Origin of the sequence: Bdellovibrio sp. HCB290, assembly GCF_047305925.1 — a bacterium.
GTDB lineage: Bacteria > Bdellovibrionota > Bdellovibrionia > Bdellovibrionales > Bdellovibrionaceae > Bdellovibrio.
In genome coordinates, this window is the sequence record NZ_CP178620.1 from 1,237,610 (window position 1) to 1,262,397 (window position 24,788).

Sequence of the window (24,788 nt, forward strand, 5' to 3'; positions counted from 1 at the left end):
AATAACTTCGCCCTCACTAAGTAAACGTTCAGAAGAGAAGTTACAAAAGTTCAATAAGATGACAAGTTTTTATTCGATTCTTAACAGATTCTTCACGTAACTGAAAGAGGACGGGCAGCTCGGCTCAATGAGACTGCCCGCATGGGGAAGGGTGGTTAGAGAGTGACAGGGAAGGACAAGCTTACGATATAGCTCTTATTGCGTCCTTCGATGCCATCTAGGTTCCCAGACAGGGGACCGGCGTTTTCAATCGTTGTAGAGTCATAAGTTGCGTCCTGATACTCAAGGTTGATGCTGACGCTTTTGACATAAATGCCGGCGCCGACACGGTAACCTTTAAGATCATTGAACTTCACATCGACTCCGCCAATTTCTTCTGGATTCAATCCCCCGGTCAGGATGTAGGTACCCCAAACGCGAATACCATAAAGAGGGGCTTGAACTCCCAACGTCAGGCCGGCATCGTAGGAATCCGATGCGCCGTCACCGTTAAGAGCTGAAGAGTCATAGTTGGGTTTTGCAGAGCGACCGCTGCGATGATGAGTATATTTTTGCTAATCATGATGAACTCCGGCTGAAGCGGTTAATAAAAAGAACTAGTTCGCCATGTCTTTAACTTCTTCACCTGCTTCAGAAGCACGATTTTTTAGTTTTTTTCCGGCGCACTCCATTTTGCCGTTCACCATTTCACAGGCCGTTTCTTCAACACGGTTTTTACCTTTTTTGACATTCTTAGTTGTGTCCTGCTGGATCTCTTTGGTTGTTTCTTTGATGTCATCCGCAAAGCTGTAAGAAGCGACACCCATCATAAGACCAGCAAGTAAAAGTGAAGTAACAAGTTTCATGGTTTTCTCCTTTAAAGGTGGCGGGATATTTGTCCCCGCCATATTCATGTGTAGATATAGTTGCAACCGAGATGCCACAGGGAGCACTCGATATATTTGAGTACAAATGCGATGAGGGAAAATGCAGGGGCATAAATCCCCACGCAGGGGAGATGTGGGATAAAGAGTGCATTAATGGTGAATTATGGGACTTTTCTCTAGACTGTGGGCCTTAGGTGCACAACAGTGAGAGCATGGATGATGATTTTAAAGTGTCAGTTGAAGGTCAGATTCGTTATTTGCATCGTCGCATCGGCGAACTCAGCAATGTTGTGACAGGCGAAACGATGGATTTCGAGCTCGCAAAAAAAATGGGTCATCAAATTAAAGGTAATGCCGAAACTTTCGAGTTCGGTGATTTGACGGTGATGGCCAAGGAGCTGGAGCTTCGCGCTTCCGCTTCTGATAAGGTCGGAGTGCTGACTTCGGTGCAGGTGTTGCTCGTTGCTTTGAATAATCATTTAAGAAAGCTTGAGTCTTAGGGGAGAGACCGCCCCTCCGTCGAATTCGGCGGAAAACAACGAAAGGGCGGCGGAGAAACCCGTGACCGCTGAAGGAAATCCAGTCACGGACAATAAGATCTAGTGATCGCGTTTGCGGTTAGCTTCATCGCGATTTTCGCGCAAGCTGTCTTTGGTGGATTCAGCGTACTTGTCCATTAATGAAGACACTTTTTTAGAGGCATCTTCTTTGGCCAAGCCGTAGCGTTGTTGCACGATTCCGGCAATCGCTGTGGCATCACCTTTGGTTTTTTCTAACTCATCGTCAGTGATATTGCCCCAGGTTTTGCGAAGTTCGCCTTTGATTTCTTTCCATTTACCTTGAATGACATCTTTATTCATAACTACCTCCTATTGGTATTTTACTAGGATCACAGCTTTAGATGCTTTGTTTCCCATCAATGTCTGACGTGGACAAACGTCGGTTGGTGCTGCTCACTTCAAATGTTGCTGTTGCTGCAAGTGCTGTGATGATAAGTGATTTTTTTCTGCAACATAATTGTTGTTCCTTCTTTCTGCTAACGGGGGCTTTGTCGCCCTGGATAAAAACTCATTGTGCATTTCCGATGCCGCAGGACCTAACACCTCAACTCGAATCTACTAAGGAAAGAATCTTAAAAAGATTACGAATGGGGCATAAAAGGACTTTGGGGTTGTAGCTAAATTCCTCACTCGTTTTAATGGGTGCATCGAAATGGAGGCGCTGAAAAAATATGAATTCTCCAAAACACATACTATTGATCGAAGACGATTTAGATTTGGCCGAGTTAGCTGTCGCGTATTTCCGCCAAAAAGATATTCAAGTGCATCACTGCGAAGATCCCTTGGAAGCTTTGCAAAATTTGAAATCCCGAAAAATAGCACCCGATGCCATTATCACTGATTTAAATTTACCAAAGATGTCGGGCTTAGATTTCATTCGCCAGATGCGTAACGAAGGATTGATGGTCCCGATCATTTTGATCACTGTTTCCAACGACGTGGATACGGCCGTCAGCGCAATCGAAGCCGGGGCCTACGATTTTGTTGTAAAGCCCATTCACTTTCCGCAGTTGCTGATCTCGGCGCAGCGGGCCTTTAAATTCAATTACCTAAATCGCGAAAACAAAAACCTGCGCGATGCCATCGATCAAAGTAAAGGTTTAAGTCCCCACGGTATCATCGGAAAAAGTGAAAGCATTCGACTTATAATGGAACTCGCAAAGCGAGTCGCAAAAAGTACCGCGACAGTTTCCATCACCGGGGAGTCGGGCGTCGGGAAAGAGGTCTTTGCGAAAGCCATCCATAATTGGTCAGGCCGCAGTGATAAGCCGTTTGTGGCAATCAATTGCTCGGCGATTCCAGAAAACCTGTTGGAGTCTGAACTGTTTGGTCACGCTAAAGGTTCCTTCACCGGGGCTCACGATAAAAAAATAGGAATGTTCGAAGAAGCCAACGGTGGCACTTTGTTTTTGGATGAAATCGGGGACTTAAACCTGGCACTTCAAGCAAAGCTTTTACGAGTTCTGCAGGAAAAAGAAATCAAACGCGTCGGTGAAAACCAACCACGCCCCATTGATGTGCGCATTATTACTGCGACACATAAGGACCTGCGCACCGAAGTTTATGAAAAGCGTTTCCGCGAAGACTTGTTCTTCCGTTTAAACGTCATTCCAATTTTGATTCCCCCGCTACGCGAGCGCCGCGAAGACATCCTGCCTCTGGCAGAGTTCTTCTTAAAGAAATTCTCGGACCTGAACGGCTCCAAGATCACCGGCTTCACTAAAGCTGCCAAAGAATTCCTTTTGACCCAGCACTGGCGGGGCAATGTGCGCGAGCTGGAAAACACGGTCGAGCGCGCCGTAGTTCTAAGTTCAGACTCTGAAATCGACGTGTCGTCGTTTTTGATGTTTGATGAGCCGGTATTAACCGAGGACGCTGACGATGACGTGGAAAATCAAAATACTTTTATTTTCAGATACGGCCACCAAGTCGCACCTTTAAACGAAGTCGAACGTAAGTATATCCAATTCGTTTTTGAAAAGTGTGACCGGGTCAAAGATTTGACGGCAAGAACCTTGGGGATTGATCGCAAAACCCTGTACCGCAAATTGCAGGACGGGGAGTCCCTGCAACATTAGGAGTGGGTGATAGTTTATTTTTTAAAACTCAAGTTGTCACAGTAGTGACGAAGTTCCTGGATGCTTTCACGGATATCGTCCAAAGCGCGGTGGCTGTTGGTTTTTTGATAAACGTAGCGGAACTTGTTATTGATGATCACTTTCCAAGAAGACACGTCCACCTGGCGATAGTGCAGGCGTCCTGCCAGATCCGGCATGTACTTATTAATGAACAGACGATCCTGCATAATGGAGTTTCCTGCCATTACGGGACGATCTTTTGGCTCCGGCCAATGCTTCTTAACCAGATCGACCAGCATCGCTTCCGCTTGGTCTTCGGGCATGCCGTTTGGAACTTTGGCAGTAAGGCCTGATTTCTTGTGGTGCTCGGTATTCCAGGCATCCATGCTGTCCAGGAACTTTTGTGGTTGCTTGATCACGGTTTCAAAAACATCCAGCTCTTTAAAATTTAAATCTGTGACGATCGCGGCAACTTCGATGATGCGTTCTTTTTCCACATCAAGGCCGGTCATCTCCATATCAAGCCAAAATAGTTTTTCCATATAAGTCTTCTTCCTGTTCTAAAGCACTATTTTGGCGCAGCAGTGCCACTTTGCAAAGCTGTTTTGACTGTTTCAATCAGCTTTTTCTCGTTCCACGGTTTATCGATCAGCGCAAACACTCCCAACTTTTGGGCCTCTTGGATGATCTCCTTCTGACCGTAACCGGTGTGCATGATGAACGGAGTATCGATGCCGTTTTCGCGCATCCACTTTAAGACTTCCAGCCCCGATTTCTTCGGCATCTTTTCGTCAGACAAAATGGCGTCATAGTGATTGGATTTAAGCTTTTCGATGCCCTCGATGCCATTGGCTGCGGTATCGATCTGGCTTGCCGAGTCTTCCAGAATGGCGGTCAGAACCTCGCGCAGGTCCTCTTCGTCGTCGATGATCAGTAGTTTGCCGTTACGTGATGGAGATTGAATAATCATGGGCCCATTATGGCAAACCGGGGCGGGGGAGTCAAAAAACCTCGAGATTTCCCGTATTTGCACAGTTATTATGCAAACACGGCAGACTCTTCTGTCTACGCTGCATCAGTTTTTGGGTTCGGCAGAAATATCATTAAAAATTTTAAAAATAATGTTGATCTGCGGGTACGCAATCGCTATAACAAGTCTTCCAAAACACCACTGGGGTGGTAGTTAAGTTGGTTATAACGTCCGCCTGTCACGCGGAAGGCCGCGGGTTCGAGTCCCGTCCACCCCGCCATTTTTCCCTAAAAAACATGGCACAAAATCACCGAAGCTGAGTCTTCGGTTTTTTTATGCCTGAAATACGCTTCAGATCTGCTTCAAATTAAGGCATAAGGTGCAAGGAGTGCAGATTCTTTTCTGATGAGGTAAAGTCGATACCAACGGAGTAACGTTATGAGCGGACAGAATAGCGATCTCGATTTTCTAGGTTTTAACGATCCAATGAAGAGTAAGGCCGTTTCTGCACGAATGACCTCAGCAAGAGACGTGGCTGAGTACTATGAATATCAAGAAAAACAAAAAGCAGCCTTTGCTGCTCGCAATAAAGCTCTGGCAGATGTCCAACGAGAAAAAGATCGAATCGAAGCAATGCCGTCATCAGGAAAATAAAAGACTCAGTCTTGTTGCAATAGGAGTCGCTGTTATTTCTACAATATTTTCTATCATCGCACTATGTAAGTAAAGTTCGCTAACTTCATATTTAGCCAGTTTTTAAGACAGATTTAAATTGAGATTCAGCAGCCCACTGGAAGCTTTGCTGTTGGATCTTGCGAAAGTAAATAATATTTAGAAGTGGCACCCTTGCAGGTGCCACCAACGACTAGTATGTCAGGTCTGCAATACGTTTCGGGTTCGAGTAGAAAAATTGCACCAAGGTAATTATTAGACTCTCAAAACTAGACAGATCTAGAAATGGTTCGCGATTGATTGGGACAATCTAGCCCTCTGTTACTGCGTGCTTTGTGACTCTGACCGTTCCATATTATAATTTAAAAATGGCATCCCATATTCTGAGCCTTTTACTTCTGCTTTCATTTTCTTCAATCGCAGCTTTCGCGAAATCCTCAGTCATTCATGCGGTCATCCCCGATGGCATGGCGGTGCCTTTGTTGATTCAAGAAAAGCCTGGAGAGATTGAAGGTATTATTGCCGATTACAGTCGGGCTCTGTTTAAAATCCTTAAGAGGGATGGTGATCTTTCGATCATGACCCGGTATCGACTTCAGGAGAATCTGACTAAAGGAAAAATAGACTTCCTCTGTTATGTCGCGCGAGAGTGGGTTCCGGATGAAAGCGTCTATATTTGGTCAAAGCCATTGTATACGAAACGTGAAGTCTTGCTTGGACCGGCTCCGATGCCAAAAAAACTAGAAGCTCTTGATGGAAAAACCATAGGCACCGTACTGGGATATGTCTATCCGGTTTTAGATCCTCTTTTTGCATCCAAAACTCTTCTACGTGAGGATGCTTCAAGCGAGTTTGCTAACCTCAAAAAACTTAGGAACGATAGAATCAAGTACGTCGTTACCGATGAAATCTTCCTTGAGCACTATAACTTTTTGAGCGAGGAGCAGTCACTTGATGTTGGCCGCCAGAGATTACTCATCCAGAAGTACGTAATATCTTGCATATTAAGCAAAAAAGGTTCCGTTAAAGTTCAGGATTTGAATCGTGCCATCGATACACTTAAATCAAGTGGTGAGCTAAAAAGGATCTTCAAAAATTACGGCGTCAGTCTCCACTAGAGTTACCTAAGGTCGGGGCTGGGTGGTAGGGATAAAATGGAGGAGCTGTTCTGTCTATCAACGCATTAACTGAATGGAGTCCTATTTTTTTGCGCCCATCGGCGTACGAATCACATTCGAAGCACAATGCGCGTTTCCTGCGGAGCTGTTATATAGGACAGTGTCGATCCAATGGATTTTAGTGTATTGGCCCAGTTGTTTTGTGACTTCCGAGGTTAAGGCGCCAAAGAATTGTCTTGGAACCAGTGTGTGCTTACCCATGGAAACAAAGTTTACCGGATTTGGTAGGTAAGCCTGGCACCAGGAAAACTTAGATTTCGCCAACGCATCCTCGTAGGAGCCAAGGACCATGTCGATACCGCATCCGAATACAGTCGGTAATTTCACGACGTCCATCTTGCCTTTGCAAGTGGGAACCAGGGTTTGATAAGACTGAATAAATTTGTTCAATAGCTGATCAACTTTACCTTGAGCAAATTGATTGTTCTTTAAGAACAAAGCCACGGCGGCTTCATCTTCTGGGTCTTTAGGGCTTGAAGAGGTCAGTTTTTCATACGCCTCGATATAGCTGTCTCCAGCGCGGGGCAGACCTTGTTCTTTTCCGATAAACTGATAGTCTTCAGGCACCGCTGCCAGACTTTTTTTCGAGATACTTAAAAACAATGAACCACCTTTTTCAACATCTGGTACGACAATTCTGAATCCACAATTGGCCGTAGCATCTGGGATGTAGTTTAGCGTTTCATCCACATGTCCGACTTGCAGCCAGTTCGTATCCAGATTGATGATGCGATTTTCATATCGAGTTCCTTTAAGAACCTTTTCCATTGGCGTGACGCTGCCTCTCATGGAGCCAACGACAATTACGTCACCTGGATATGGTTCGAAGTTTCCACCTTGAAAGTCGTTTCCGGAATTTAGCTTTTCATATTGCAAAGTCGTCTTGCTATTTAGACCTATTTGCTTTGCAAATTCGGCCTTCGCAGCAGCGCTGTTCTTATTAGCTATTTTTTCTTCTGCACGCGTAGGATCTCTGTCGCCCTTAAATGAAGCAGGGGCGTAAAGTCCCGGGGTAAATGGCTCGCGCCACTCAATAGCACTTAATGCGTTCTCACCAGAGTAATAGAATTCGTAAATATCCTGGAACCAATCGTCCATGGGTTTGGTGGAGTGAGTGGTAGTCACAGATTCTGTTTTGGGCAAAGATTCAGAAAGTTTTAAATACTTCCACTGTGGCAGGGTATCGCTGCCGCCTCCATCAGCGAGTTCGTCTTGAATTTTCTTGGTATAATCTGCCCCGAAAGTCATTACAGAGATTTGGCTGCCCTCTGCCTTATTGATTTCATCAACTGAAAGAATGAAGTCTCGGGCGGCCTTGTAGTTGTACCAGTTTCTGGCAACCAAAAGTGTTTTGGGCGCATCCAAGTGAGTGGGGAAGTAGGTATCCTTAGGAAGACCTTGTGAAAACCCTTGAGAGGCGGTCAACAGAACAGCCATGCAGACCAAGTTCGAACGCTTGAATGTTAAGGATTTTAGGGACTTTTTCACAGTGCCTCCGCAAGTATATAGGCACTGAATATTCAAGTTTGGTGCCGCATATAACAGCGTCGGCAGCGATTTTATAGCGATTTAGATTTAGGGAGCTAGACAGTGAGCCGAATTTGGGAACACATCTGTAGACAGCGTCTCATTCTGAGATGCGTGATTTTCACCAGGCGATAGTCTTTAGGCTTTAAACTTGAAAAGCTCTGCAAGATTGTAGTTTACGGATCTTCCTTTACCTTTCAGGTTTAGAATTCCTTTTGATTCAAGCTCCGCAAGATCTCTTTTTGCGGATTCGCGGCTGGTTCCCGTTATACTGACATATTTTTTGTTAGTCATGCCGCCCAGGAATGGTTCAGGTTCAGTTTCTAGCATTTTCTTAAGGACTTTTCTTTGTCGCTCATTTAGATCGATAGTTTCTGGTCTTTGCCAAAACGTGGACAGGTAATGGGATTTTTTAATAACTGCCTGAGACTGGGTGAAAGCTTTGATCAATATTTTTAGAAACCACGCCAACCAAGGGGTTATGTCGATATTAGACTTTTGAGTTTTTTCCAAGATTTCATAGTACGCGGCCCTTTCTTTTAGTATTTGCGTGGAAATACTGTAAAGACGGCGTCCTGTTTTCTCGTCTTGAGCTAAGGCCATTTCGGTTAAAGCGCGGGTGATGCGGCCATTGCCATCGTCGTAAGGATGCAAAGTTATGAACCAAAGGTGCGCGATACCAGCGCGTAAAAGACCATCTATTTTTTGATCTTCGTTCCACCATTTTAAAAATTCTTTGATTTCCTTTTGCAAGGATTTTGCGGGCGGAGCCTCAAAGTGCACTATGGGTTTTTCAAAGCTTCCAGATAAAACCTGCATCGGTTCAATAGAGGTTCGTACCTTACCGATTTCAAGTTGATTTACCTTCGCGGTATCCGAAAACAGCGAAGCATGCCAGTTGTTGATACGATCTAGAGTTAATTCTTTTTGATAGTTCGAGGTTGCATCCAAAAGCACATCAACAATTCCGTCAGTGAGTTTTGAATTCGTATTTTTGGTGCTGGTTGCGGTTATCTTTAGGCGTTTGGCAATCGAAGATCTTAGTGATTGGATATCTAACTTCTCTCCTTCGATTGCAGATGTATTTATTGCTTCATCTGCAATTAATGATGCCTGATCTGACAGTCCTAAAAGATCTACTTGGGCAATGAGTTGTCCTTGAAGTTTTCGGGCCTCTGATAGAAGCGAGATCAGGTCTTTGTCTTTCCAAGTAAACTTCGGCCAGTTCGAATTTTGCCAGATATATGCTTTTGCCATGAAAACTCCTGACCCAATGAACAGTTCTAATTGGATCATTTTTTGACCCAATTATCAAGAATAATTGGGTCATTTTTACCTCAAAACTAATATAGTTGATCTGGTGGAGGGCCAATCTCGCGAACTCTTACTGACTTTACGCCAAGCTTCGGAGAATATGAAATGGATTCTGGCGCGCGTTTAAGGAGTATAACTTGAGAAAAGCATTTATCCCTCGTCCTTTAGAAAAACCGATGATGCGAGGTTACTCGCACATGGCAGCTTTTTTTGCGGCTTTCGGGGCGACTGCGGTGATGATGGCGGAATCGAGTTCCCTTCGCGAGTTTGTGGCACTGCTTATTTACTCTCTTTGTTTAATGAATTTGTTTGCGGTCAGTGCGACCTATCATTTAGTGAACTGGGCGCCGGAATATCGCGTTTGGATGAAGCGCCTTGATCACTGTTCGATCTATTTGATGATTGCAGGAACGGGAACACCGCTGTGTCTGGTTGCCATGCCGCCAGAGTCAGGGATGAAGTTATTAGCACTGACTTGGTCAGTGGCCCTGTTTGGAGTTTTCCAATCCCTGTTTTGGGTTAAATGTCCCAGATGGATTAGCGCCATCTTGTATCTTGTGGCCGGATGGATAGTTGTTCCGTTTTGGGCGGATATAAAATCCGTTTTAAGTCCCACGGCACTGACGTGTATGGTTCTAGGCGGAGTATTTTATACGGTGGGTGCAGTGGCCTATGCTTTAAAGAAACCGAAGCTATGGCCCAAATATTTTGGCTATCACGAAATCTTCCACGCCTTCGTAATTATCGGGGCTCTTTTTCACTTTATATTTATATTCTTAATTGTATCGAAAGCCTAAATTTCAGGTTCAGACTCGTCGTCTGAATCTGTTTCAGGATTGTTAAGCGCTTCCAACAGATTTGCAAAGCAGCCGCGAATTTCATCTTCGGAATGCTGCTGGCGGATTACTTCTGATAGAATCACGTCGCTATCAAGTGCCGCTTGCAATGCGTTTTTGAATTTTTCTTCAGTATGATTTCCTGGATTCAAAAGCTGTTTATCCATAATTTTAACCAGGACCGCGATGCTTTTTGGACTTGAAGGGCTTCTGTGTTGTTTTACGGTTTCGATCAGACGAATAACTAAGGGATTTGTTTCGCTCACAGAAGGGTCCTTGATAGCTTGGTTAATTGGGTATGAGGGTCGCAACAGACCAAATCCTGCAAACTTCCACAACAAAAATGGAGCTCATTGTAAAAATGGGGCCTTCTAGGCTGCCACCGGCTAAGATCGTCCGTAGATCGCAGCTTTTTTCAAAACATTCTCTTGAGGATCGGTCTCGATTAAAACAATTAGTTCGGCGCTGCTGACTAGTTTATAAAACGGTGAATCTTGGGACAGACGACTTTTATCTGTGATCAAAATAATGCTGTAATCAAATGCATCCACATTAACTGCATTTAGGTTCTGAATTCTTGTTCGCTCGGGCGGAGCCGGGTAGGGCTCTTCATGCTTAATTGCAATGAATTGATAGTTTTGATCTTCAAGCATCCGTTCGCAGTAGTCTTTCGCGATTCGCTCGAAAGCCCCGCCTAACAAAGTTTCATCTTCATTCAAAGACTCAAGATGGCTTTTAAGTATCAGTCCGGTTGCAAAGTAAAGCAGGCCCGCTTTCCCAAGGTTGGAGTGAACTTCAATCGAAAGAACTTCTTCCTGGTATTTTAACTCGCGGTGGGATTTGAAGTATTTCCGTTGCTCAAAGAAGGCCTCAGCAAAGTCAGCTTCCCTGGCAAAGCGCTTTTCGCATTCCAAGCATACCATTCCACCAAGGAATTGGTTGGCTTTTTTAAGGCATAGTTGGCAAGTGCTAGTGCTGGTCATTGTCATAAATTAGTGCCTTAATCAGAACTGAGTCAAATCAATCGTCATCGTCGAGAGTTTTTCTTCAGGTGATGGACGGATCACTTCCAGGGCATCATTGATGGCCGTGACTAATACCTCCTTAACTTTTGCCAGATCTTTTTCAGCAATTGAAAAACAAAGTGAATAGTGAAGGTCATCGGGCTTTTCAAACTTCATTCGCGGCATTAGCCAGCCCCGCCAGTTCTGATGGTGCTGGACGACGAGGGGCGAGTCTTTGCTGATAAATATATTCTTGGTGCCAGGTTCAAGCGAACCTCTTTCCATCGTGATCAGCTTTTTGTCAGAAAGAAATTTAACGATTGGCTGCAGATCAGCGACAGAAATTTGCAGGGCTTCAGATAAGCGCTGAATGTTTCGAAGTGTCGGAATAGTGACCGCCATATGTACGGCTGCGTAGGACCAATCAGAGTAGTAAATAGCCTTGTCTTTTTCATCAAGTTCGTCGGCTTCAGAAAGACGATTTTTCAGAAGGCCTTGCTCTGTGCGTACGCGCATTAGCTTCTTTTCGATTTTATTTTTTAATTCTTTTGTTCCGGCTCTTGCGAAGGAAATCAAATCTAAAAAGTAGTCTTCTTCAACTTCAGAAAAATTCAGGAACCGGCAGACTTTCAGCCCTTGTTCATGGTTAAAGTCTTTGGTCCCATTTAAAACTTGGGTCAGAAAGGACATCTGGCAACCCAGGGCCTCGGCCAATTCTTTTCGTTTACCCCGCGCAGGTGCGATTTTCACCAAATCTAGGATGATGTCGCGGTATTCTAAATATCCGTAAATATTGGATTTATTTTTCATAATTAAGCCTTTGCTTAACTATCTAGTAGATCTTTCAGTAAAAAGATAGTGCTAGTTCCAGTACGTGGAAATATTTTAGTTTTCGACGGGATTACTCGTCTGAACACATCAACTATGCAATAAGGGGCCATGCCTATGAACGCTAAAATGCTTTATTCAGTATTGTTCGTTTTAACCGTCAGTATTTTCGGTTGCGATTCCAAATCTTCGCTTACTCCGGATCAGGGCGGAACCAGTGGGGGCGGCGGTAATACCGTTGCCAGTCGAAAGATTGACACCAACGATTTGAAAGCTGCGATCAGCAACGCTAAGCCTGTGGTCGTTGTATGGCTCACCCTTCAAAAAAATAAATGTGATTTCTTGTGTGGCTCGCTGTATAACAGGCTCTTCGCTGCGACCCCAAATATCTTAGAGGCAGCAAAGAACCTACATGAAGTTGAACTTCGCAGTGAATCTTGTCGTGATGAACGCGGGGGTGAAAGAGACGCCAGCATTTATGGGAAAAAAGCTGGAACAATTTGCTTAAGTTCATCAAGACTCCTCGCTCGATTAAACAATGAAGATCATGAAAATCAAGTAGCGGCGCTGATCATTCACGAACTGAGTCATTTTGCGGGAGCTTCAGAAGCAGATGCTTTAGAAATTCAAAAAGACTTTCTAAGCCTTTTCTCTTTCGAATTTGAAGCCAAGAATGTGAGCGAAGCCTACGTTGATATGATGGCTGCGGTGAGAGGGTTTGATCAGAATATAAATATTTTAAACGCGATAGCATCAGGTGAAGATTTTGATGGTGACTGCCTTCAGCTTTCTTCTGAGATCCCACAATACTTTAACTTGATTTTATCCTCTGTTGCGTCCTATCGACGAACCGGTGTTTTTTCAGCTGAGAATCAGAAATATTTGAATGCTGCGATGACGAAAATTTATGCGGCAGCTGATTTTGTCTGTGGGATGGATTTCAAAGTATCTTCCTCCGAAAGACTGGCTAGAAAAGCATTGTACCAAAGTTATTTCGCATTGGTCGATCAGATGTCTGCTAAAGATTATCCCACACGACACCTTAACGGATCAGAAGCTAGTGTGATCATTCATAAAATTACTGATCACGATTCCTATGCTCGTGAACTAAAAGGCGCCATTGATATTATTGCTAGGGCCACTGAGCATCTACAAGATTTGAACTCTTCGAGATTCCAAGTTTACTAAACTGTCTATAAATTATTCTGCTTACCGCCACTATGTATTTGGTGGCGGAATCTTGGCATGAGTCGGGATCTTCGTTAGCGTAAATCCTTGCCGGAAGGCCGTGTGGCTGAGGCAAAGGGTGTCGATGCTGGTGGGGTGGACGTGTTGCTGGTTTAGTCGCAAAAGATGGCTCTTCTATTTTTGGACGACTGTTTGAAATTCCAGTGAATGATTGGCCGATCATTCAGCACAAAGAAGGTGTTGTGACTGGTATGTCTGTGGAAACCACTTTGCGGGTTTCAGTCGACGGGCATGAGGTTGAAGCGATAGCCTTTGTAACAGCACCGAATCGCCGCAGTCTTGTGGGCCCAGTCAGTGAGCGCTATATAGAGGCGTTGGTGCGTGGTACGCGAGCTTCAGGGCTTCCAGAAGAGTGCATAGTCTCATTACCAGCGAAGGCTCGCTAGGCAAATGGGGTGATGCCGTTTGCTAGCATTTCTATAATTCTGGTTTTCAGCTTCTCGCGGGTTTCCGGTTTCTTCGCATTGTGAAGTCGGAAAGCGATGGAGAAGAGATTTGCTTTCTTCAGTGTTTTATAAAAGTCCTTGGCTTTTTTGTTCTTATTCAAATCTTTTAAAAAATCGGCAGGAACTTCCATCGACTTTGGCGAGCTGTAGGCTTTCTGCCATCGCCCATCCTTTTTTGCATCCTCAACCGCCTTTAAGCCCGCCGGCATCATCAGTCCCGCTTTGGTAAGACGTTGCACATGCTGGGTGTTGATCTTGGACCAAACGCTTTTTGCGCGACGGGGAGTAAAGCGATTGCAATAAGAAATCTCGTCCACGGATTTTCTGATCCCGTCAATCCAGCCAAAGCACAGGACTTCGTCCAACGCTTCAGCGGGAGTAATACCGGATTTCCCTGAATTCTTCTTGTAAAAACCAATCCATAGCTCAGCGACTGAGCCGTGATTTTTCGTAAGCCAAGTTCTTAGTTCTGACTGAGTTTTAAAATAGTGAATCTTCATTCCAACAGTTTACAAAGTTAAGTGACAAAAAAGCCACTGAGATCTTCAGGGGCCATTTTTCCTTTGAAACAATGGCTAAAATCACCGAAGCTGAGTTTTATGTTTTGTCTGAAAGAAGGGGCCGTCTATGAAGCTGGCTGATATCGTTAAAGTTGTAGCGAATGAACTTGGAACTTCCGATCTTAAGGAAATCAACAAGCTGCTTAAAGCCGAACCTGCTGTTAAGTTTCGTATCACGGGGAAAGCCCTGGGGCATTTCGGATTTACAGGTCAGATTAAAAGCCTTTCGGAAGAGGGCATCAAAGCCTTCATGGCGAATAAAGTATCCCTGATTCGTTTGGCAGATATTGAGAGCTTTGAAAAAGCCAAGCCCCGCGCAGAACGTCCCGTAAGAACTGCAAAAGCTGAAGCAAGCCCGAGCCCGGTGCCAGCCAAAGCTTTACCTAAGAAAGCTAAAGCCCCAGCTAAGCCTTCCCACGACATTGATGAAGACGACGAAGACTTCGACGATGATGACGGCTTCGAGGATGATGAAGAGTTGCGTCCTAAAAAGCTTAAGAAGGGTAAACCAAAAGCCGCTGGTAAAAGCGGCAGCAAGTTTATACCGTCCTTTAAGAAGTGAGCCGCGAGTGATCGCGGCCTTAGAGGTCTTCGAGGGTCATTGACCACATGAACGGATTAAAAAGAGCAAGAATCAGGATTTGCAGCTTTCTACTGTAACACTTTTAACCTCCACAGCCAAGACAGCACCCCAAAAAGAGGGATGACGCTGGAATAGTGTTTCTCTTTGGCAAAAAGCCGGATTAACGTGTGATTATGAATTCTGTCCCAAATCCGCAGAGCAATTCCCCTGATTCAAGTCTTATCCATGCTTGGCATTACGATATGCTTATCGATCACGAGCGAAATCAGTTTTACGAAAAAATCATTCGCGACAACTGCAAAGAGAAAATCGTATTGGAAATCGGCGCCGGCAGCGGTTTGATGTCAGTGCTAGCCATCCGCCACGGCGCCAAACATGTTTACTGCTGTGAAGCCAACTCCCTGTTGGCGGCAGCTGCCGAGCAATTGATCATCCGCATGGGCCTGAAGGACCAAATCACGATCTTTAAATCGTTTTCGACCGATATCCCGACTGAAGCGATTCCGAAAGTAGACATCGTTTTACACGAACTCTTTGCCTCGGACCCCTTCGCCGAAGACGTCATTCATTCGTTACGTGATGCCAAAAGATTCATGAAGCCTGATGCGATCTTTGTTCCGGAAGGAATTCAAATAACCTATCAATCGGTGCGTGCCCGCGGTCTGCGCCAAGATCTAAAGTATGCTGGTATTGAATTAACAGAAATGACTCAATTGCTGGGGAAAGTTCATCCGGCTTTAAGAAATAATCAAAACCCCGGCGTTCCGAATAAAACCTATTTCCTGCCCAAAGTTACGATGGAAAGTTTGGTAAAGAATTCCTACGACTATCTTGAAAAAAACCCAGAACTGGTGGGCGTGGATGCCATCGAATTGACATACTTGATCTACGACCAAGATACACAAATGCAAGCGGCGCCCTTTGGACTGCTGTCAGAAAACCGTCACTGGTCGACATTGTTTTTCTATAAAACAAATCTACAAACCGATCAAATGCAGTTCAGCTTGGACAACGAGTTAAAATTGGTCGTGAACTAAGGGGAGCCAAAGATCCCGATCAATTCAGGTTGGCCTCTTTACTGTTTAATTTTCAAATCCGGGGCAGCACATGTACCTGGCACGGCACCACCACCGTAGCCTGGCACCTCATCAAATTTCACCGCAAAATATTCTCTCGCTAAGCTTTTGTGCATAAGATAGTCGACTCCATGATAACAAAAGAAAGGACATTTCTGTGAACCTTCATCTTTTGAACCTGCGGGGCAAATCGCTACCGAGCTCATTGGCACATGGCCACGTCCCCCGGGGATATACAACCATGCCGACTCTTCTTCAGACTCGTGGGCAATGTCATCACTGATACCATCGCCACTGTCACTCTCGCCAGGGCCGGCACCCGCTTGGAGTGATGCAGAATTTAGGGTTGAGTAAGTTCCCACTTTGGCGCAATTTTGAAATGCCAAGACTACAATGAAGCTAGAGAAAATTAGGCGGATGGAAGTTGAAGTGGATCTTTTCACTGGTTACCCCCTGTGACCTGTACAGTGCACGGCGGGTGCCATGGCGTTAAGTTGGATTTAAATGCCAGTGCAAGTTCATAGGAGTGTTGAATTGTTTCCTGGAAACTCAGGGGCTTGAGGATAAGCCAGTGATACCGTTCAGGATAATGGCCTATGTAAATCTTGTGGCCGCTAAGCTAGGGGTAGTCACTTTGTTCTAGAGAATTCCGCAAGTATTAAGATCTCTCCCACCCGTGGATGTACGTCGGGTAAGACGGTTGCTGCCTCCCGCTCTTCGGGCGTGCAGTCGTTTGGTACTGGCAGGTTTTAACCCTCTGGCTTTTACTCGGGAGCCGGGACTGTCGCGGCGGCGGGTTTCAGGTTGTACTTTTTGCCGATAGTTTCGATAGTTTTGTTGTCGATCAGTTCATTAAAGCGCTTTTGGATGCGGGTAAATTCGTCTTTGGAGAACAGCTTTTTTGAAAAGATGATGTGAACACTAAACGATTCACCCAAGTCTGGCACTTCTACTAATTTGGACTTTTTTTCGCGCACCCAATACAGAGCCATTTCGCGATTGATGTATGCCAGTGGATAGCTGTTTTGCAGGGTCATTTTCAAAGAAGTGACGGGTTCTTTTTCTTCGACTATTTTAATTTTTCCGTTAAGCACTTCGTTTATTTTTTGCAGGCTGATCATTGATAGAGAAGGTGCGACAGTGCCAATGCGCAGGCCTTTCAAATCTTCGTAAGTTTTGATATTGCGCACGTTTTTCTCTAAGCCAAAGAAAGTGAAGGACGTGTCAAACAATGGGGGGCTGTAGTAAAATGACAGTTGCCGGTGTGAAGTCCAGCCGAAGGGTCCTGCAATATCGACTTCTCCTGCTTGGGTTTTTTCCAAGGCTTCGCGAATGGGACGTATGGTGAACTTGCAATTGAATTTTTCCAAGGTGCAAACATGAGTCATGATTTCAAAAAATGCACCTGTTATTCCCGATGAGCCGTCTAACATGTAATAGGGTGGATTATTGTACCCCGCATAGGTGACCGATTTGGTACTACACCAAGCACCTTTGCCTAATATCAGAATCAAAAAAATAAGTATCGCAGTACGCATTCTGAATCGTGTTCCTATTTGACGTCTATCAAATCATACTTGAGTGCAATTCGCTGGACGGTTTTATTTTTTAGCAGTTCCATCAGTCGGTTGTTTACTTTCTCAAATTCATCGTCTGAAAATTCTTTACGTGAAAAGATAAAATGATAGTCCGATTCATCTCCAAGGCTGGGTACTTCGACCAGGGAGGCATTATTCATTTTTATCCACGCTCGTCCCACATCGCGGTTGATATAGACCAGGGGAAACTTGCCTTGAGCGACTTTTTTTATCGAAGCCAATACTTGTTCATCAGTGATGATCCGTATTTTTCCACCGACAGAGTCGTTAATTTTATCAAGACTGATTGAGGTGTAAGAAGGGGAGGTGACCGTCACTTTAAGTCCTCGCAGGTCATCATAATCTTTGATTCTAGCCACTACTTTTTTAGCGCCAAAAAATCCAAAAGTGGCTTTAAACAAAGGCGGACTATAGTAAAACTTTAATTGCCGGTGACTGGTGAAAGCAAAGGGACCGCCGACAGCTATTTTCCCTTCTTTGATCAGTTCCAAAGCTTCCCGGATCGGAAGAATTTTAAAAGTGCACTTAAGGTCTTCCACTTTGCAGAGTTCCTTCATGAGATCTACAGAGGCGCCAGTAAAGCCCAGGCGAGCGTCGCGATAGAAGAAGGGGGGATAGTCGTAGCCAACAAAGGTAATGGTCTTCGGCGTCACCGCCAAAGCCCACGAAAAGCCAAATCCAACTATAAGCAGGATCAAAAATGATTTCATGCTATGATTATATCGTAATAGAACACCCCGACAAATTTGATTTGAAAATACAGATAAGGGTGCTTGAGTCTAAGAGCGAGTCCAGTGTTTGCTGCCAGAGATTACTTAGATAAGGTGCCAGGTCAAACAAATTAAACTCTCCCACATCAGTGCGCATGGACGCTCTTTAAAACACTAGTTTGAAGATTTGTCCGCAGTCTTTTTTAGGCACAGATTGAAATTTGACTTCGAACATCTAGTAGCTAAAAATTAGATCTTAACTGCTTAGGATGTTTGGGTATGCCACCAGAAAACCAAAAAGTGAATTTGCCTTGGTGGACCTGGATTGCGCCATTTTTTCTTATTCTCCTCGCCAAAATCATTAGTGTTCGATTTTTTTATTTTGATGGTTTCTTTTATCTGTATGGCTCATACGTAGTGGCCTTGCCGCTTTACTTTATGTGGGGTGCTAGGGTTTTCTATGGAAATGTTTTGGCGGAAAGCATCACTTCAAATCTTACGGGTCTAAATTCGGCAGACATGTATATCGTGCATGGTCTGGCCAATGCGGCAAAACCTTTTATCGGATATAGTTCTTATAAACTGTTATCGCGCGCGAAGATCTTACCAAAAGCCTATCAGGGGGCGTGGATTATTATATTTGCGATCCTGATACCTGCTTTGCTGATCAATCCCATCCTCATTGGGCTGCGGGTAGGGGCGGGAGATTTTAATTTATCCGCGATTTTACCCCGCACCATGAAGCAGGTTCTTCGTGATTTAATATGGGGAGTGACGCTCAGTTATCCCTTTATGGTTAAATACACTCCGTTTCTGAAACTAAAGAATATTTCGCGCTGGCCCGCAGACTAAAGCTTGGCGATTCGCTTTACTCCTAGAATAAGAACCAAAAGTGAAACCGCAGAGGTTCCCAAGAAGACCGCAGCGATAGGCAGGATGTCTTGACTCTTAATGAGGCCGATAAGTACAGAGGCAATAGCTCCCAATGCCATTTGCAAAAATCCAATCATCGCAGCCGCACTACCGGCATTCTTGGCAAAAGGTGCCAAAGCCAAGGCCGCGGCATTGGGATTGGAAAAGCCCACACAAGATAAGTACAAGAACAATACAACTAGCGTGCTTGTAAGTCCAAAAGCTCCATAGCTTGTGCCCAGAAAAAAGATCGCGCCCATGATAAGCATGCCGGTAAGTCCACCACGCAAAATGGTTTCATTCTTAAATCGCTTTAGCAGCAGAACATTGACTTGAGAAGCGCCGATCAATCCTGATGCTAGCACGGCAAAAATAACTCCGTAAGTTTGTTCGCTGACTTTAAAGATCTCCATAAAGATTGTCGGCGACGCTGCCAGATAGGCAAACATTCCGGAAAAACCAATAGCCCCCGCCAAAGCGTAGGCATAGAAGCGGGGATTCTTTAAAATCGCCCAATAGTTTTTTACAATCATCAACGGGTGTAAAGAGTGCTCTTTGTTCGGCATATACAAGGATGGCAAAAAGAAAATCGCCAGTGACAAAACAAAGGCTCCAAGCCCAGTCAGTGCCCAGAACAACGACTGCCATCCCAAATGAGTCGCCAGAAGTCCTCCGACCGTGGGGGCCAATAACGGCGACAGACCCAAAATCAAAATCAGCAACGACAAAACTTTGGCGCTTTCTTTCGGCGTAAAATAATCTCTAACCATCGCCATGGCAGTCACACCTGCAGCACAGCCGCCCACTGCTTGAACGAAGCGGAAGAAAATCAAGGACTCGACAGTTTTGGAAAACACACAGCCGATAGAAGCCAAAATATAAATAATAAGGCCTACATATAATGGGAGCTTTCTGCCAAAACGATCTAAGAAGGGGCCATAAAAAAGCTGACCCGCCGCCAATCCAATGAAGTAGCTGGATAAAGACATCGTCACTTGAGGGACGGTTGTACCCAAACCCTCTGCCATTTTTGGAAATGCGGGAAGGTACATGTCGATAGAGAATGGACCTAATGCTGTCAATGAACCGAGAACCAAAATTAGCGATGTTTTATTAAAAGTCTTTTCACTCACAAATAACCTCGGTGAAGTAGTAAACCATTTATTCTGAATTAAGAACAACTTTTAGATGATTTCTGGCACGGGAGTGTTCATCGGCTGGTCAGAGCTTAAGCGGTTGCTCTAAACTGGTGATCAAAGTGGAGGTGCGATGGTTAAGACTATTATTCTGTTTAACGATGGCACTGGGCAAAATCTGGATTCGAAGTCTCCTTCGAATGTATCCCAGCTATATCAAGCCTTTCCAGGCGAGAAAAAGTTCCTGCTTCATAGTGATGCCTATAAAGTTGATGAGTCTTTGAATTATCACGTTGTTTATATCCGCGGGGTGGGAACTGATTCTTTGGTAGCCAAAGAGCCTGAACAGGATGATCGTACTTGGCGCGAAAAACTGGGTGATTTTATTTCCGGCAAAATTTCCACGACGAAGGAATATGTCACCGGAAGCACTATTCAGGATCGCATTGATCGTACTTTAAAGTGTTTGGAATATTTATGGGCGCCGGGAGACCGGGTGATTGCCATCGGATTCAGCCGGGGAGCCGCTTCTTTGCGGTTAGCAATGGATTATCAGGGAAGAAATGTTCCCGGTTTTCAAACCGATTACCTGATGATTTTTGATACGGTCTACTCAGTTTTGGGCGAAGTGAAAATTGGCAATGAAATCGTGGGACCGCGATTTAAAACTTTTGATGTGGATGCTTCAATTAAGTACTGTGATCATTTTATTGCAGGCGACGAGATGCGCTCCATGTTTCCACTGACTCCGGTAAACCCCAGGGAAAACGTGCGACAGGTTTTGTTTGCAGGTGCTCATTCAGATGTGGGTGGGGGAAACCCCTCGCAGTCGTTGTCAGATATTTCATTGGTATTTTCAATCAATGCCTTGAAAACCAAGGGCATTCAGTTGAACCAGCAAAGTATCGCGGAACTTCAGTTGCAACCAGATCCCACGGCCAAAATAACTTTTGATCGCTTCACTGGTACAGGTCAAAAACACTTCCCGCGAGACTTGGCGACAGTTTCCTTTCTTATTCATGATTCCGTCTTTACCCGAGCCAACGCCAAAGAATCAGTTTCCATTGCATTAGCTCAGTTATCCACCTTCACCACGACTTCCCTGGAGGAACTGGTAACAGTGAATACGGTGGATTCGTCTTTTGACTACTAGGAGCTGAGCTGCTGTGGTGCCTATTGGTATGCCACTCAAACGCGATAATTTAACGGTTAATTTAAATTGTTGCCCACTAAGGTGTGGGTTTCCGTTTGGTTTGGTTGTCGCGCTAAGGGGATATTGTTAGCTTTAAAGGATGGTGAAAACGCTTTCAGACCGTTTGTTAAGGTTAACATTGGGATTTGGATTATCTTTAGGTCTTTCTGCCTGCAATAGCGGTAGTAAAAGTAAAGTTCTTCCCAAAGGGGAGTTGTCAGTAGCCTGCAGTGGTCCACTTTGTGATGCAGCTCTTGGTGAATTCACTCGTGGTGGGACGGGCGTTTGGAAGTATGTTAACCCGTCTGCTACTACATCAGCACAAGTTCCAATTTCAATATCGGGTACAAAGGACAAAACGGGGACTTTGATTTTTCTGAATCACGGTGACCAGCCTCAAAAAATGTCGGCGATTGAGCTGGACCCATCGCAAAGTTTAGCTAAAACAAAAGTGAAATCCGTGCGCCCTGAAGAACCAGGGTGCGGAACTTTGGAAAGATTCCCGCACAAAAAGGCTCGAGCTGAACGAAGTGCCAGGGCTTTTCCATTGGCGCGTGCTTCTGTAAAAGTGAACTATACGGTAGGGGATGCGAGAAGCTGGAATTGGGAGTCGGATATTGAGGAAGTTCGTCAGACCACTTTGGTAAAACAAGCCGTGGCATTTGACGGTCGCGTGGTCAATTTCTGGGTCGAAGACTCGGAGTACACTGTGGGGAAAATTGACAGTGATATGATGGACTATTTCGTCGAGGCCGCGGTGACGAGTAATCAGGGTATTTACATTAACGTCGTGTATATGATCGGAAGTCTGTGGGGCGAAACTCCAGCAGGTGCCGGTTTCATCCCAGAATCACAAGATCTGGACATGGTTTTTCTGAAATTCCGTCGCGCAGGTCAGCCGCAAATCGCCAATGGAATGATGGTTCCCAGGGACTATGACTTGCAGTCGGTAAGTCCCCTTAGTAACGAATCGATGTCTTTGTATGTTAATACAGAGAACATATACACAAATGCCGCTGGGATTCCGGCTTCAGTTTACGATGCGGTGGGAACGATTGCCCACGAGTTGACTCACGTGGCTCACTACTACGCACGGTTTGCTTCACAAACTACAGATTATTGGTTCGATGGTTGGTTGGAAGAAACCTCAGCCATGATTTTTGAAGACATGACGGCGGCGCAAGCAGGGAGCAATTTGGATGCCGGAGTTTTAAGTCGTGTTCAGTCGCTGTTTTATTTTTCGGCGTTCAACTGTGATTTTAGAAACGCTTCTTATGACCCGGCCGATCAGTGTTATCTCTATGACGTTGGCGGTTCGATGGCGGCCTTTTACGTTCGTCATTTGGGACCGTTCTTCAATCAATACCTCTCCCGCAATCTGATCTCTACGGATTCCATGGAAGTGCTGAAAGATTCAATTCTTGAATTTGACAAAGGCGGCTTTGTTAACTTTATGCAGCGCTATTCGACTATAGCGGCCGTCTTTCCTCCAGGAAGAACGCCAGCCTATTACGGCTATCCCGGATCAAACGTCTTTGAGTATCAGTTAGCGAACTACGATAGTTATCTAAAAGATTTTCGCAATCTGCCAACCGCGGTTCCGGAGACCTTGTTACCTTTTGGAACCTTCCCGGTGATTCGTCCGTTACTGCCTGAGATCTATAAGGAAGTAGTTATTGTTCCTCCTAATACGACATTGTCTGTGGTCATCTATTAAAACCACTCAGACCCTCAGATTTAGGGCGCGCATCAAAAAACGGTGCCCTTAGGCCGAATTCATGACATTTTGCAAAGATTTGTTGGTTAAAAACCTCACAGATCTTGACCAAGGGGCTTGGGTCGTACCATTGTGAGGGCCTAACAGAGCTCGAGGAGAGTCTTATGAAAATAGTTACTGAATTTCCATTTTTCACATTAAACAAAGCTTTGGCTGCAAAAAAAGAATTGGCAGGCAAAACACCTGAAGAAATTCAAACTAGCCTGGCAGAAACTTTCAAACTTGAAGGCGAAAAATTGACTCACTTCATGCAGGCTCTTGAAGTAGCGGCTACTAATGCAGGTCCTACTTTGCGCCGTGTTTTGGTTGCAACTTTCGCTGAAGGTGAAAAAGTTCCAGCTAAAGCTGTTCAAGCTGAATCATTCCACTACGTTCCTGATTTTGTTCCAACTGCTAAACCAGCAGCTGAGCCAACAACTGGTAAAGGTGGCCCACGTAAAGGTGGCGGCAAAAGCGGCGATAAAAAAGGTGGTTCTCCATGGGGCATGTCTCCTGAAGAATTGGCTGCTAAAAAGGGCAAAGGCGCAGCTCCAAAAGCTTAGTCTGCACAAAATGCGGTTGTAAATTGTGAGTAAAAAAAAGGGAGCGAATGCTCCCTTTTTTTGTTTTATGGATGCATATCTCTGCGTTCTTCTTTTCGTGAAGGACCTTTTTCGCTCGATTTTGAAATATCTTTGGCTCCGCACTGTTTTAGAATTCTTTCGGCTTTATCCTGCCATTCACTATCGTCAACATGCACTGATAGCAAAATACCGCCATTTTTCACCATGGTTTCATAGCGTTTGGCTTCATATTCTGGAATACCCATGCCAACTAATGCTCCAGCCAAGCCACCTACTGCAGCGCCGGCACCAGCACCAGCAAGGGCCGCCATGATCGGGCCTGCTGCCACCAAAGGACCTAGCAATGGCAAAGTCGCAATTGCACCTGCGCCCACCAGCCAACCTAATGTACCACCCAAAAGGGCTCCCGTGCCGCCACCAATCGTCGCACCCTCTGGTGCTTTGGTGTCTTTTTCGTGTGCGAAGCGAGTGGTATCACCTTTATCCGGCATCAAGACCGAAACGTCTTCGTTACGGAAGCTTTCCGTGCGCAGTTGCTCGACACATTTTTCAATTTGTGACCGAGATTCAAAGATTCCAAAAACAACTTTATCTCCACGTTGTCCCATCGCTATACTCCTTTTTTACTTGGTGATTACGGTGTTATTAATAACTTGTGTATCGCCCGCAACGCTTTTTGCGATACTTTCGACTTTGGCTTTTTCGCTGGCAGAGCTGACATTGCCTTTCAGAATCACACGTTTATTGTTGTCAGTAATGATCTGAATGTTGTGTGCCTTCATGGACAATGAATCATCTGCCACTATTTTTTCACGAATCAAGCGCGTGATATCTGTCGCACGCTGAGTTGTCATCGCCTGATCGTCGGCTTTTCCGACAGCTTGACCTTGATGGTGAGTTCCCTCGGCAAGGCCGGCACTCGCAGAAAGAGTTAAAACTAATATTGAAAAAATAATTTTCATAAAGCCTCCTTTGACTCACACCCAAGATAATCGGGGCGCTAAGTATTTCCATCATTCTTAGAAAAAACTGTGAAGTCTCATGGAGGGAGGGGAGCACTATGATGACCCGCATACGACGCTGGTCGAGAGAGAGAACCTTGGGCCAGTGGTGATTTGTATTTTGCGCCACTTGAACAGAGTTTTTGATTTGGT

General features: G+C 45.0%; 30 protein-coding genes and 1 tRNA gene. 14 read left to right on the forward strand and 17 right to left on the reverse strand.

Annotated features, from left to right (window positions below):
- Positions 1–155: 155 nt before the first annotated feature.
- Positions 156–449, reverse strand: a complete 294-nt coding sequence (locus ACLVWU_RS06110; RefSeq protein WP_413578100.1) for a hypothetical protein — start codon at positions 447–449, stop codon at positions 156–158.
- Positions 450–596: 147 nt separating this feature from the next.
- Complete coding sequence (locus ACLVWU_RS06115; protein ID WP_413578101.1) at positions 597–845, reverse strand: hypothetical protein; 249 nt, start codon at positions 843–845, stop codon at positions 597–599.
- Positions 846–1,060: 215 nt separating this feature from the next.
- Here ACLVWU_RS06115 and ACLVWU_RS06120 point away from each other — a divergent pair, with 215 nt between their 5' ends.
- Entirely contained in the window at positions 1,061–1,366 is a 306-nt protein-coding gene (locus ACLVWU_RS06120) for a hypothetical protein (protein ID WP_413578102.1), read from the forward strand.
- Between the two features lie 99 nt (positions 1,367–1,465).
- Here ACLVWU_RS06120 and ACLVWU_RS06125 read toward each other — a convergent pair whose 3' ends face one another.
- Positions 1,466–1,726 (reverse strand): CsbD family protein, encoded by a 261-nt coding sequence (locus ACLVWU_RS06125; RefSeq protein ID WP_413578103.1) that lies wholly within the window; start codon positions 1,724–1,726, stop codon positions 1,466–1,468.
- A gap of 371 nt (positions 1,727–2,097) precedes the next feature.
- Here ACLVWU_RS06125 and ACLVWU_RS06130 point away from each other — a divergent pair, with 371 nt between their 5' ends.
- Positions 2,098–3,504 carry a sigma-54-dependent transcriptional regulator gene (locus ACLVWU_RS06130; RefSeq protein ID WP_413578104.1) on the forward strand — a complete coding sequence of 469 codons (1,407 nt, stop codon included), beginning with the start codon at positions 2,098–2,100 and terminating at the stop codon, positions 3,502–3,504.
- A 14-nt stretch (positions 3,505–3,518) separates the two neighbouring features.
- On the opposite strand, the gene orn is transcribed toward ACLVWU_RS06130, so the two are convergent.
- On the reverse strand, positions 3,519–4,046 hold the full coding sequence (gene orn, locus ACLVWU_RS06135) for an oligoribonuclease (RefSeq protein ID WP_413578105.1): 528 nt from the start codon (positions 4,044–4,046) through the stop codon (positions 3,519–3,521).
- Between the two features lie 26 nt (positions 4,047–4,072).
- The gene (locus ACLVWU_RS06140; protein ID WP_413578106.1) at positions 4,073–4,474 is read right to left on the reverse strand and encodes a response regulator; all 402 of its coding nucleotides are present in this window, start codon (positions 4,472–4,474) and stop codon (positions 4,073–4,075) included.
- A gap of 203 nt (positions 4,475–4,677) precedes the next feature.
- On the opposite strand from ACLVWU_RS06140, the gene ACLVWU_RS06145 reads away from it, so the two are divergent.
- The 3 genes from ACLVWU_RS06145 (at position 4,678) to ACLVWU_RS06155 (ending at position 6,264) form a co-directional block, all read left to right on the forward strand.
- Positions 4,678–4,754, forward strand: a tRNA-Asp gene (locus tag ACLVWU_RS06145).
- 158 nt (positions 4,755–4,912) lie between these two features.
- Entirely contained in the window at positions 4,913–5,128 is a 216-nt protein-coding gene (locus tag ACLVWU_RS06150) for a hypothetical protein (RefSeq protein WP_413578107.1), read from the forward strand.
- A 386-nt stretch (positions 5,129–5,514) separates the two neighbouring features.
- Positions 5,515–6,264, forward strand: a complete 750-nt coding sequence (locus ACLVWU_RS06155) for a substrate-binding periplasmic protein (RefSeq protein WP_413578108.1) — start codon at positions 5,515–5,517, stop codon at positions 6,262–6,264.
- A gap of 81 nt (positions 6,265–6,345) precedes the next feature.
- On the opposite strand, the gene ACLVWU_RS06160 is transcribed toward ACLVWU_RS06155, so the two are convergent.
- Positions 6,346–7,812 (reverse strand): protein-arginine deiminase family protein, encoded by a 1,467-nt coding sequence (locus tag ACLVWU_RS06160; RefSeq protein ID WP_413578109.1) that lies wholly within the window; start codon positions 7,810–7,812, stop codon positions 6,346–6,348.
- Between the two features lie 177 nt (positions 7,813–7,989).
- Positions 7,990–9,108, reverse strand: coding sequence for a Fic family protein (locus tag ACLVWU_RS06165; protein ID WP_413578110.1), 1,119 nt, complete (start codon positions 9,106–9,108; stop codon positions 7,990–7,992).
- Between the two features lie 194 nt (positions 9,109–9,302).
- On the opposite strand from ACLVWU_RS06165, the gene trhA reads away from it, so the two are divergent.
- Positions 9,303–9,962 (forward strand): PAQR family membrane homeostasis protein TrhA, encoded by a 660-nt coding sequence (trhA, locus tag ACLVWU_RS06170; protein ID WP_413578111.1) that lies wholly within the window; start codon positions 9,303–9,305, stop codon positions 9,960–9,962.
- Here the strand turns inward: trhA and ACLVWU_RS06175 are convergent.
- From ACLVWU_RS06175 to ACLVWU_RS06185, 3 genes are all read right to left on the reverse strand, one after another.
- Positions 9,959–10,267 carry a hypothetical protein gene (locus ACLVWU_RS06175; RefSeq protein WP_413578112.1) on the reverse strand — a complete coding sequence of 103 codons (309 nt, stop codon included), beginning with the start codon at positions 10,265–10,267 and terminating at the stop codon, positions 9,959–9,961. The two genes, trhA and ACLVWU_RS06175, sit on opposite strands and share 4 nt — an antisense overlap.
- Positions 10,268–10,387: 120 nt before the next feature.
- The gene (locus tag ACLVWU_RS06180; RefSeq protein ID WP_413578113.1) at positions 10,388–10,915 is read right to left on the reverse strand and encodes a hypothetical protein; all 528 of its coding nucleotides are present in this window, start codon (positions 10,913–10,915) and stop codon (positions 10,388–10,390) included.
- Positions 10,916–11,005: 90 nt separating this feature from the next.
- Positions 11,006–11,815, reverse strand: a complete 810-nt coding sequence (locus ACLVWU_RS06185; protein WP_413578114.1) for a TIGR02147 family protein — start codon at positions 11,813–11,815, stop codon at positions 11,006–11,008.
- Positions 11,816–11,950: 135 nt separating this feature from the next.
- Between ACLVWU_RS06185 and ACLVWU_RS06190 the strand changes: the two genes are divergently transcribed.
- Positions 11,951–13,021, forward strand: coding sequence for a hypothetical protein (locus tag ACLVWU_RS06190; protein ID WP_413578115.1), 1,071 nt, complete (start codon positions 11,951–11,953; stop codon positions 13,019–13,021).
- 203 nt (positions 13,022–13,224) lie between these two features.
- Positions 13,225–13,467 (forward strand): gamma-glutamylcyclotransferase, encoded by a 243-nt coding sequence (locus tag ACLVWU_RS06195; RefSeq protein ID WP_413578116.1) that lies wholly within the window; start codon positions 13,225–13,227, stop codon positions 13,465–13,467.
- Here the strand turns inward: ACLVWU_RS06195 and ACLVWU_RS06200 are convergent.
- The gene (locus ACLVWU_RS06200; RefSeq protein WP_413578117.1) at positions 13,464–14,027 is read right to left on the reverse strand and encodes a YdeI/OmpD-associated family protein; all 564 of its coding nucleotides are present in this window, start codon (positions 14,025–14,027) and stop codon (positions 13,464–13,466) included. The two genes, ACLVWU_RS06195 and ACLVWU_RS06200, sit on opposite strands and share 4 nt — an antisense overlap.
- Positions 14,028–14,154: 127 nt before the next feature.
- Here ACLVWU_RS06200 and ACLVWU_RS06205 point away from each other — a divergent pair, with 127 nt between their 5' ends.
- Positions 14,155–14,649, forward strand: a complete 495-nt coding sequence (locus ACLVWU_RS06205) for a hypothetical protein (protein ID WP_413578118.1) — start codon at positions 14,155–14,157, stop codon at positions 14,647–14,649.
- A gap of 263 nt (positions 14,650–14,912) precedes the next feature.
- Positions 14,913–15,707, forward strand: a complete 795-nt coding sequence (locus ACLVWU_RS06210) for a 50S ribosomal protein L11 methyltransferase (protein WP_413578119.1) — start codon at positions 14,913–14,915, stop codon at positions 15,705–15,707.
- Positions 15,708–15,745: 38 nt separating this feature from the next.
- Here the strand turns inward: ACLVWU_RS06210 and ACLVWU_RS06215 are convergent, their stop codons facing one another.
- The 3 genes from ACLVWU_RS06215 to ACLVWU_RS06225 form a co-directional block, all read right to left on the reverse strand.
- Positions 15,746–16,189 carry a hypothetical protein gene (locus tag ACLVWU_RS06215; protein WP_413578120.1) on the reverse strand — a complete coding sequence of 148 codons (444 nt, stop codon included), beginning with the start codon at positions 16,187–16,189 and terminating at the stop codon, positions 15,746–15,748.
- 321 nt (positions 16,190–16,510) lie between these two features.
- Positions 16,511–17,284 carry a substrate-binding periplasmic protein gene (locus ACLVWU_RS06220; RefSeq protein ID WP_413578121.1) on the reverse strand — a complete coding sequence of 258 codons (774 nt, stop codon included), beginning with the start codon at positions 17,282–17,284 and terminating at the stop codon, positions 16,511–16,513.
- A gap of 14 nt (positions 17,285–17,298) precedes the next feature.
- The gene (locus ACLVWU_RS06225) at positions 17,299–18,054 is read right to left on the reverse strand and encodes a substrate-binding periplasmic protein (protein WP_413578122.1); all 756 of its coding nucleotides are present in this window, start codon (positions 18,052–18,054) and stop codon (positions 17,299–17,301) included.
- A 279-nt stretch (positions 18,055–18,333) separates the two neighbouring features.
- Between ACLVWU_RS06225 and ACLVWU_RS06230 the strand changes: the two genes are divergently transcribed.
- Positions 18,334–18,906, forward strand: coding sequence for a hypothetical protein (locus tag ACLVWU_RS06230; RefSeq protein WP_413578123.1), 573 nt, complete (start codon positions 18,334–18,336; stop codon positions 18,904–18,906).
- On the opposite strand, the gene ACLVWU_RS06235 is transcribed toward ACLVWU_RS06230, so the two are convergent.
- Positions 18,903–20,099 carry a multidrug effflux MFS transporter gene (locus ACLVWU_RS06235; RefSeq protein WP_413578124.1) on the reverse strand — a complete coding sequence of 399 codons (1,197 nt, stop codon included), beginning with the start codon at positions 20,097–20,099 and terminating at the stop codon, positions 18,903–18,905. The two genes, ACLVWU_RS06230 and ACLVWU_RS06235, sit on opposite strands and share 4 nt — an antisense overlap.
- Positions 20,100–20,235: 136 nt before the next feature.
- On the opposite strand from ACLVWU_RS06235, the gene ACLVWU_RS06240 reads away from it, so the two are divergent.
- The 3 genes from ACLVWU_RS06240 to ACLVWU_RS06250 all read left to right on the forward strand — a co-directional run bounded on the left by ACLVWU_RS06240 (position 20,236) and on the right by ACLVWU_RS06250 (position 23,613).
- On the forward strand, positions 20,236–21,255 hold the full coding sequence (locus ACLVWU_RS06240; RefSeq protein WP_413578125.1) for a phospholipase effector Tle1 domain-containing protein: 1,020 nt from the start codon (positions 20,236–20,238) through the stop codon (positions 21,253–21,255).
- Positions 21,256–21,508: 253 nt separating this feature from the next.
- Positions 21,509–23,011 carry a M30 family zinc metallopeptidase gene (locus ACLVWU_RS06245; protein WP_413578126.1) on the forward strand — a complete coding sequence of 501 codons (1,503 nt, stop codon included), beginning with the start codon at positions 21,509–21,511 and terminating at the stop codon, positions 23,009–23,011.
- A 164-nt stretch (positions 23,012–23,175) separates the two neighbouring features.
- Positions 23,176–23,613 (forward strand): hypothetical protein, encoded by a 438-nt coding sequence (locus tag ACLVWU_RS06250; RefSeq protein ID WP_413578127.1) that lies wholly within the window; start codon positions 23,176–23,178, stop codon positions 23,611–23,613.
- 65 nt (positions 23,614–23,678) lie between these two features.
- Here the strand turns inward: ACLVWU_RS06250 and ACLVWU_RS06255 are convergent, their stop codons facing one another.
- Together ACLVWU_RS06255 and ACLVWU_RS06260 are read right to left on the reverse strand one after the other, a co-directional pair.
- On the reverse strand, positions 23,679–24,242 hold the full coding sequence (locus ACLVWU_RS06255; RefSeq protein ID WP_413578128.1) for a quinol:electron acceptor oxidoreductase subunit ActD: 564 nt from the start codon (positions 24,240–24,242) through the stop codon (positions 23,679–23,681).
- Positions 24,243–24,257: 15 nt separating this feature from the next.
- Positions 24,258–24,596 carry a BON domain-containing protein gene (locus tag ACLVWU_RS06260; protein ID WP_413578129.1) on the reverse strand — a complete coding sequence of 113 codons (339 nt, stop codon included), beginning with the start codon at positions 24,594–24,596 and terminating at the stop codon, positions 24,258–24,260.
- Positions 24,597–24,788: the final 192 nt, after the last annotated feature.

Bases quoted from the DNA above. Each gene is read 5' to 3' on its own strand.
- ACLVWU_RS06115 (WP_413578101.1), bottom strand. From the start codon at position 845: ATGAAACTTGTTACTTCACTTTTACTTGCTGGTCTTATGATGGGTGTC.
- ACLVWU_RS06125 (WP_413578103.1), bottom strand. From the start codon at position 1,726: ATGAATAAAGATGTCATTCAAGGTAAATGGAAAGAAATCAAAGGCGAA.
- ACLVWU_RS06130 (WP_413578104.1), top strand. From the start codon at position 2,098: ATGAATTCTCCAAAACACATACTATTGATCGAAGACGATTTAGATTTG.
- orn (WP_413578105.1), bottom strand. From the start codon at position 4,046: ATGGAAAAACTATTTTGGCTTGATATGGAGATGACCGGCCTTGATGTG.
- ACLVWU_RS06140 (WP_413578106.1), bottom strand. From the start codon at position 4,474: ATGATTATTCAATCTCCATCACGTAACGGCAAACTACTGATCATCGAC.
- ACLVWU_RS06150 (WP_413578107.1), top strand. From the start codon at position 4,913: ATGAGCGGACAGAATAGCGATCTCGATTTTCTAGGTTTTAACGATCCA.
- ACLVWU_RS06155 (WP_413578108.1), top strand. From the start codon at position 5,515: ATGGCATCCCATATTCTGAGCCTTTTACTTCTGCTTTCATTTTCTTCA.
- ACLVWU_RS06165 (WP_413578110.1), bottom strand. From the start codon at position 9,108: ATGGCAAAAGCATATATCTGGCAAAATTCGAACTGGCCGAAGTTTACT.
- ACLVWU_RS06185 (WP_413578114.1), bottom strand. From the start codon at position 11,815: ATGAAAAATAAATCCAATATTTACGGATATTTAGAATACCGCGACATC.
- ACLVWU_RS06190 (WP_413578115.1), top strand. From the start codon at position 11,951: ATGAACGCTAAAATGCTTTATTCAGTATTGTTCGTTTTAACCGTCAGT.
- ACLVWU_RS06200 (WP_413578117.1), bottom strand. From the start codon at position 14,027: ATGAAGATTCACTATTTTAAAACTCAGTCAGAACTAAGAACTTGGCTT.
- ACLVWU_RS06205 (WP_413578118.1), top strand. From the start codon at position 14,155: ATGAAGCTGGCTGATATCGTTAAAGTTGTAGCGAATGAACTTGGAACT.
- ACLVWU_RS06210 (WP_413578119.1), top strand. From the start codon at position 14,913: ATGCTTATCGATCACGAGCGAAATCAGTTTTACGAAAAAATCATTCGC.
- ACLVWU_RS06220 (WP_413578121.1), bottom strand. From the start codon at position 17,284: ATGCGTACTGCGATACTTATTTTTTTGATTCTGATATTAGGCAAAGGT.
- ACLVWU_RS06225 (WP_413578122.1), bottom strand. From the start codon at position 18,054: ATGAAATCATTTTTGATCCTGCTTATAGTTGGATTTGGCTTTTCGTGG.
- ACLVWU_RS06230 (WP_413578123.1), top strand. From the start codon at position 18,334: ATGCCACCAGAAAACCAAAAAGTGAATTTGCCTTGGTGGACCTGGATT.
- ACLVWU_RS06240 (WP_413578125.1), top strand. From the start codon at position 20,236: ATGGTTAAGACTATTATTCTGTTTAACGATGGCACTGGGCAAAATCTG.
- ACLVWU_RS06250 (WP_413578127.1), top strand. From the start codon at position 23,176: ATGAAAATAGTTACTGAATTTCCATTTTTCACATTAAACAAAGCTTTG.
- ACLVWU_RS06255 (WP_413578128.1), bottom strand. From the start codon at position 24,242: ATGGGACAACGTGGAGATAAAGTTGTTTTTGGAATCTTTGAATCTCGG.
- ACLVWU_RS06260 (WP_413578129.1), bottom strand. From the start codon at position 24,596: ATGAAAATTATTTTTTCAATATTAGTTTTAACTCTTTCTGCGAGTGCC.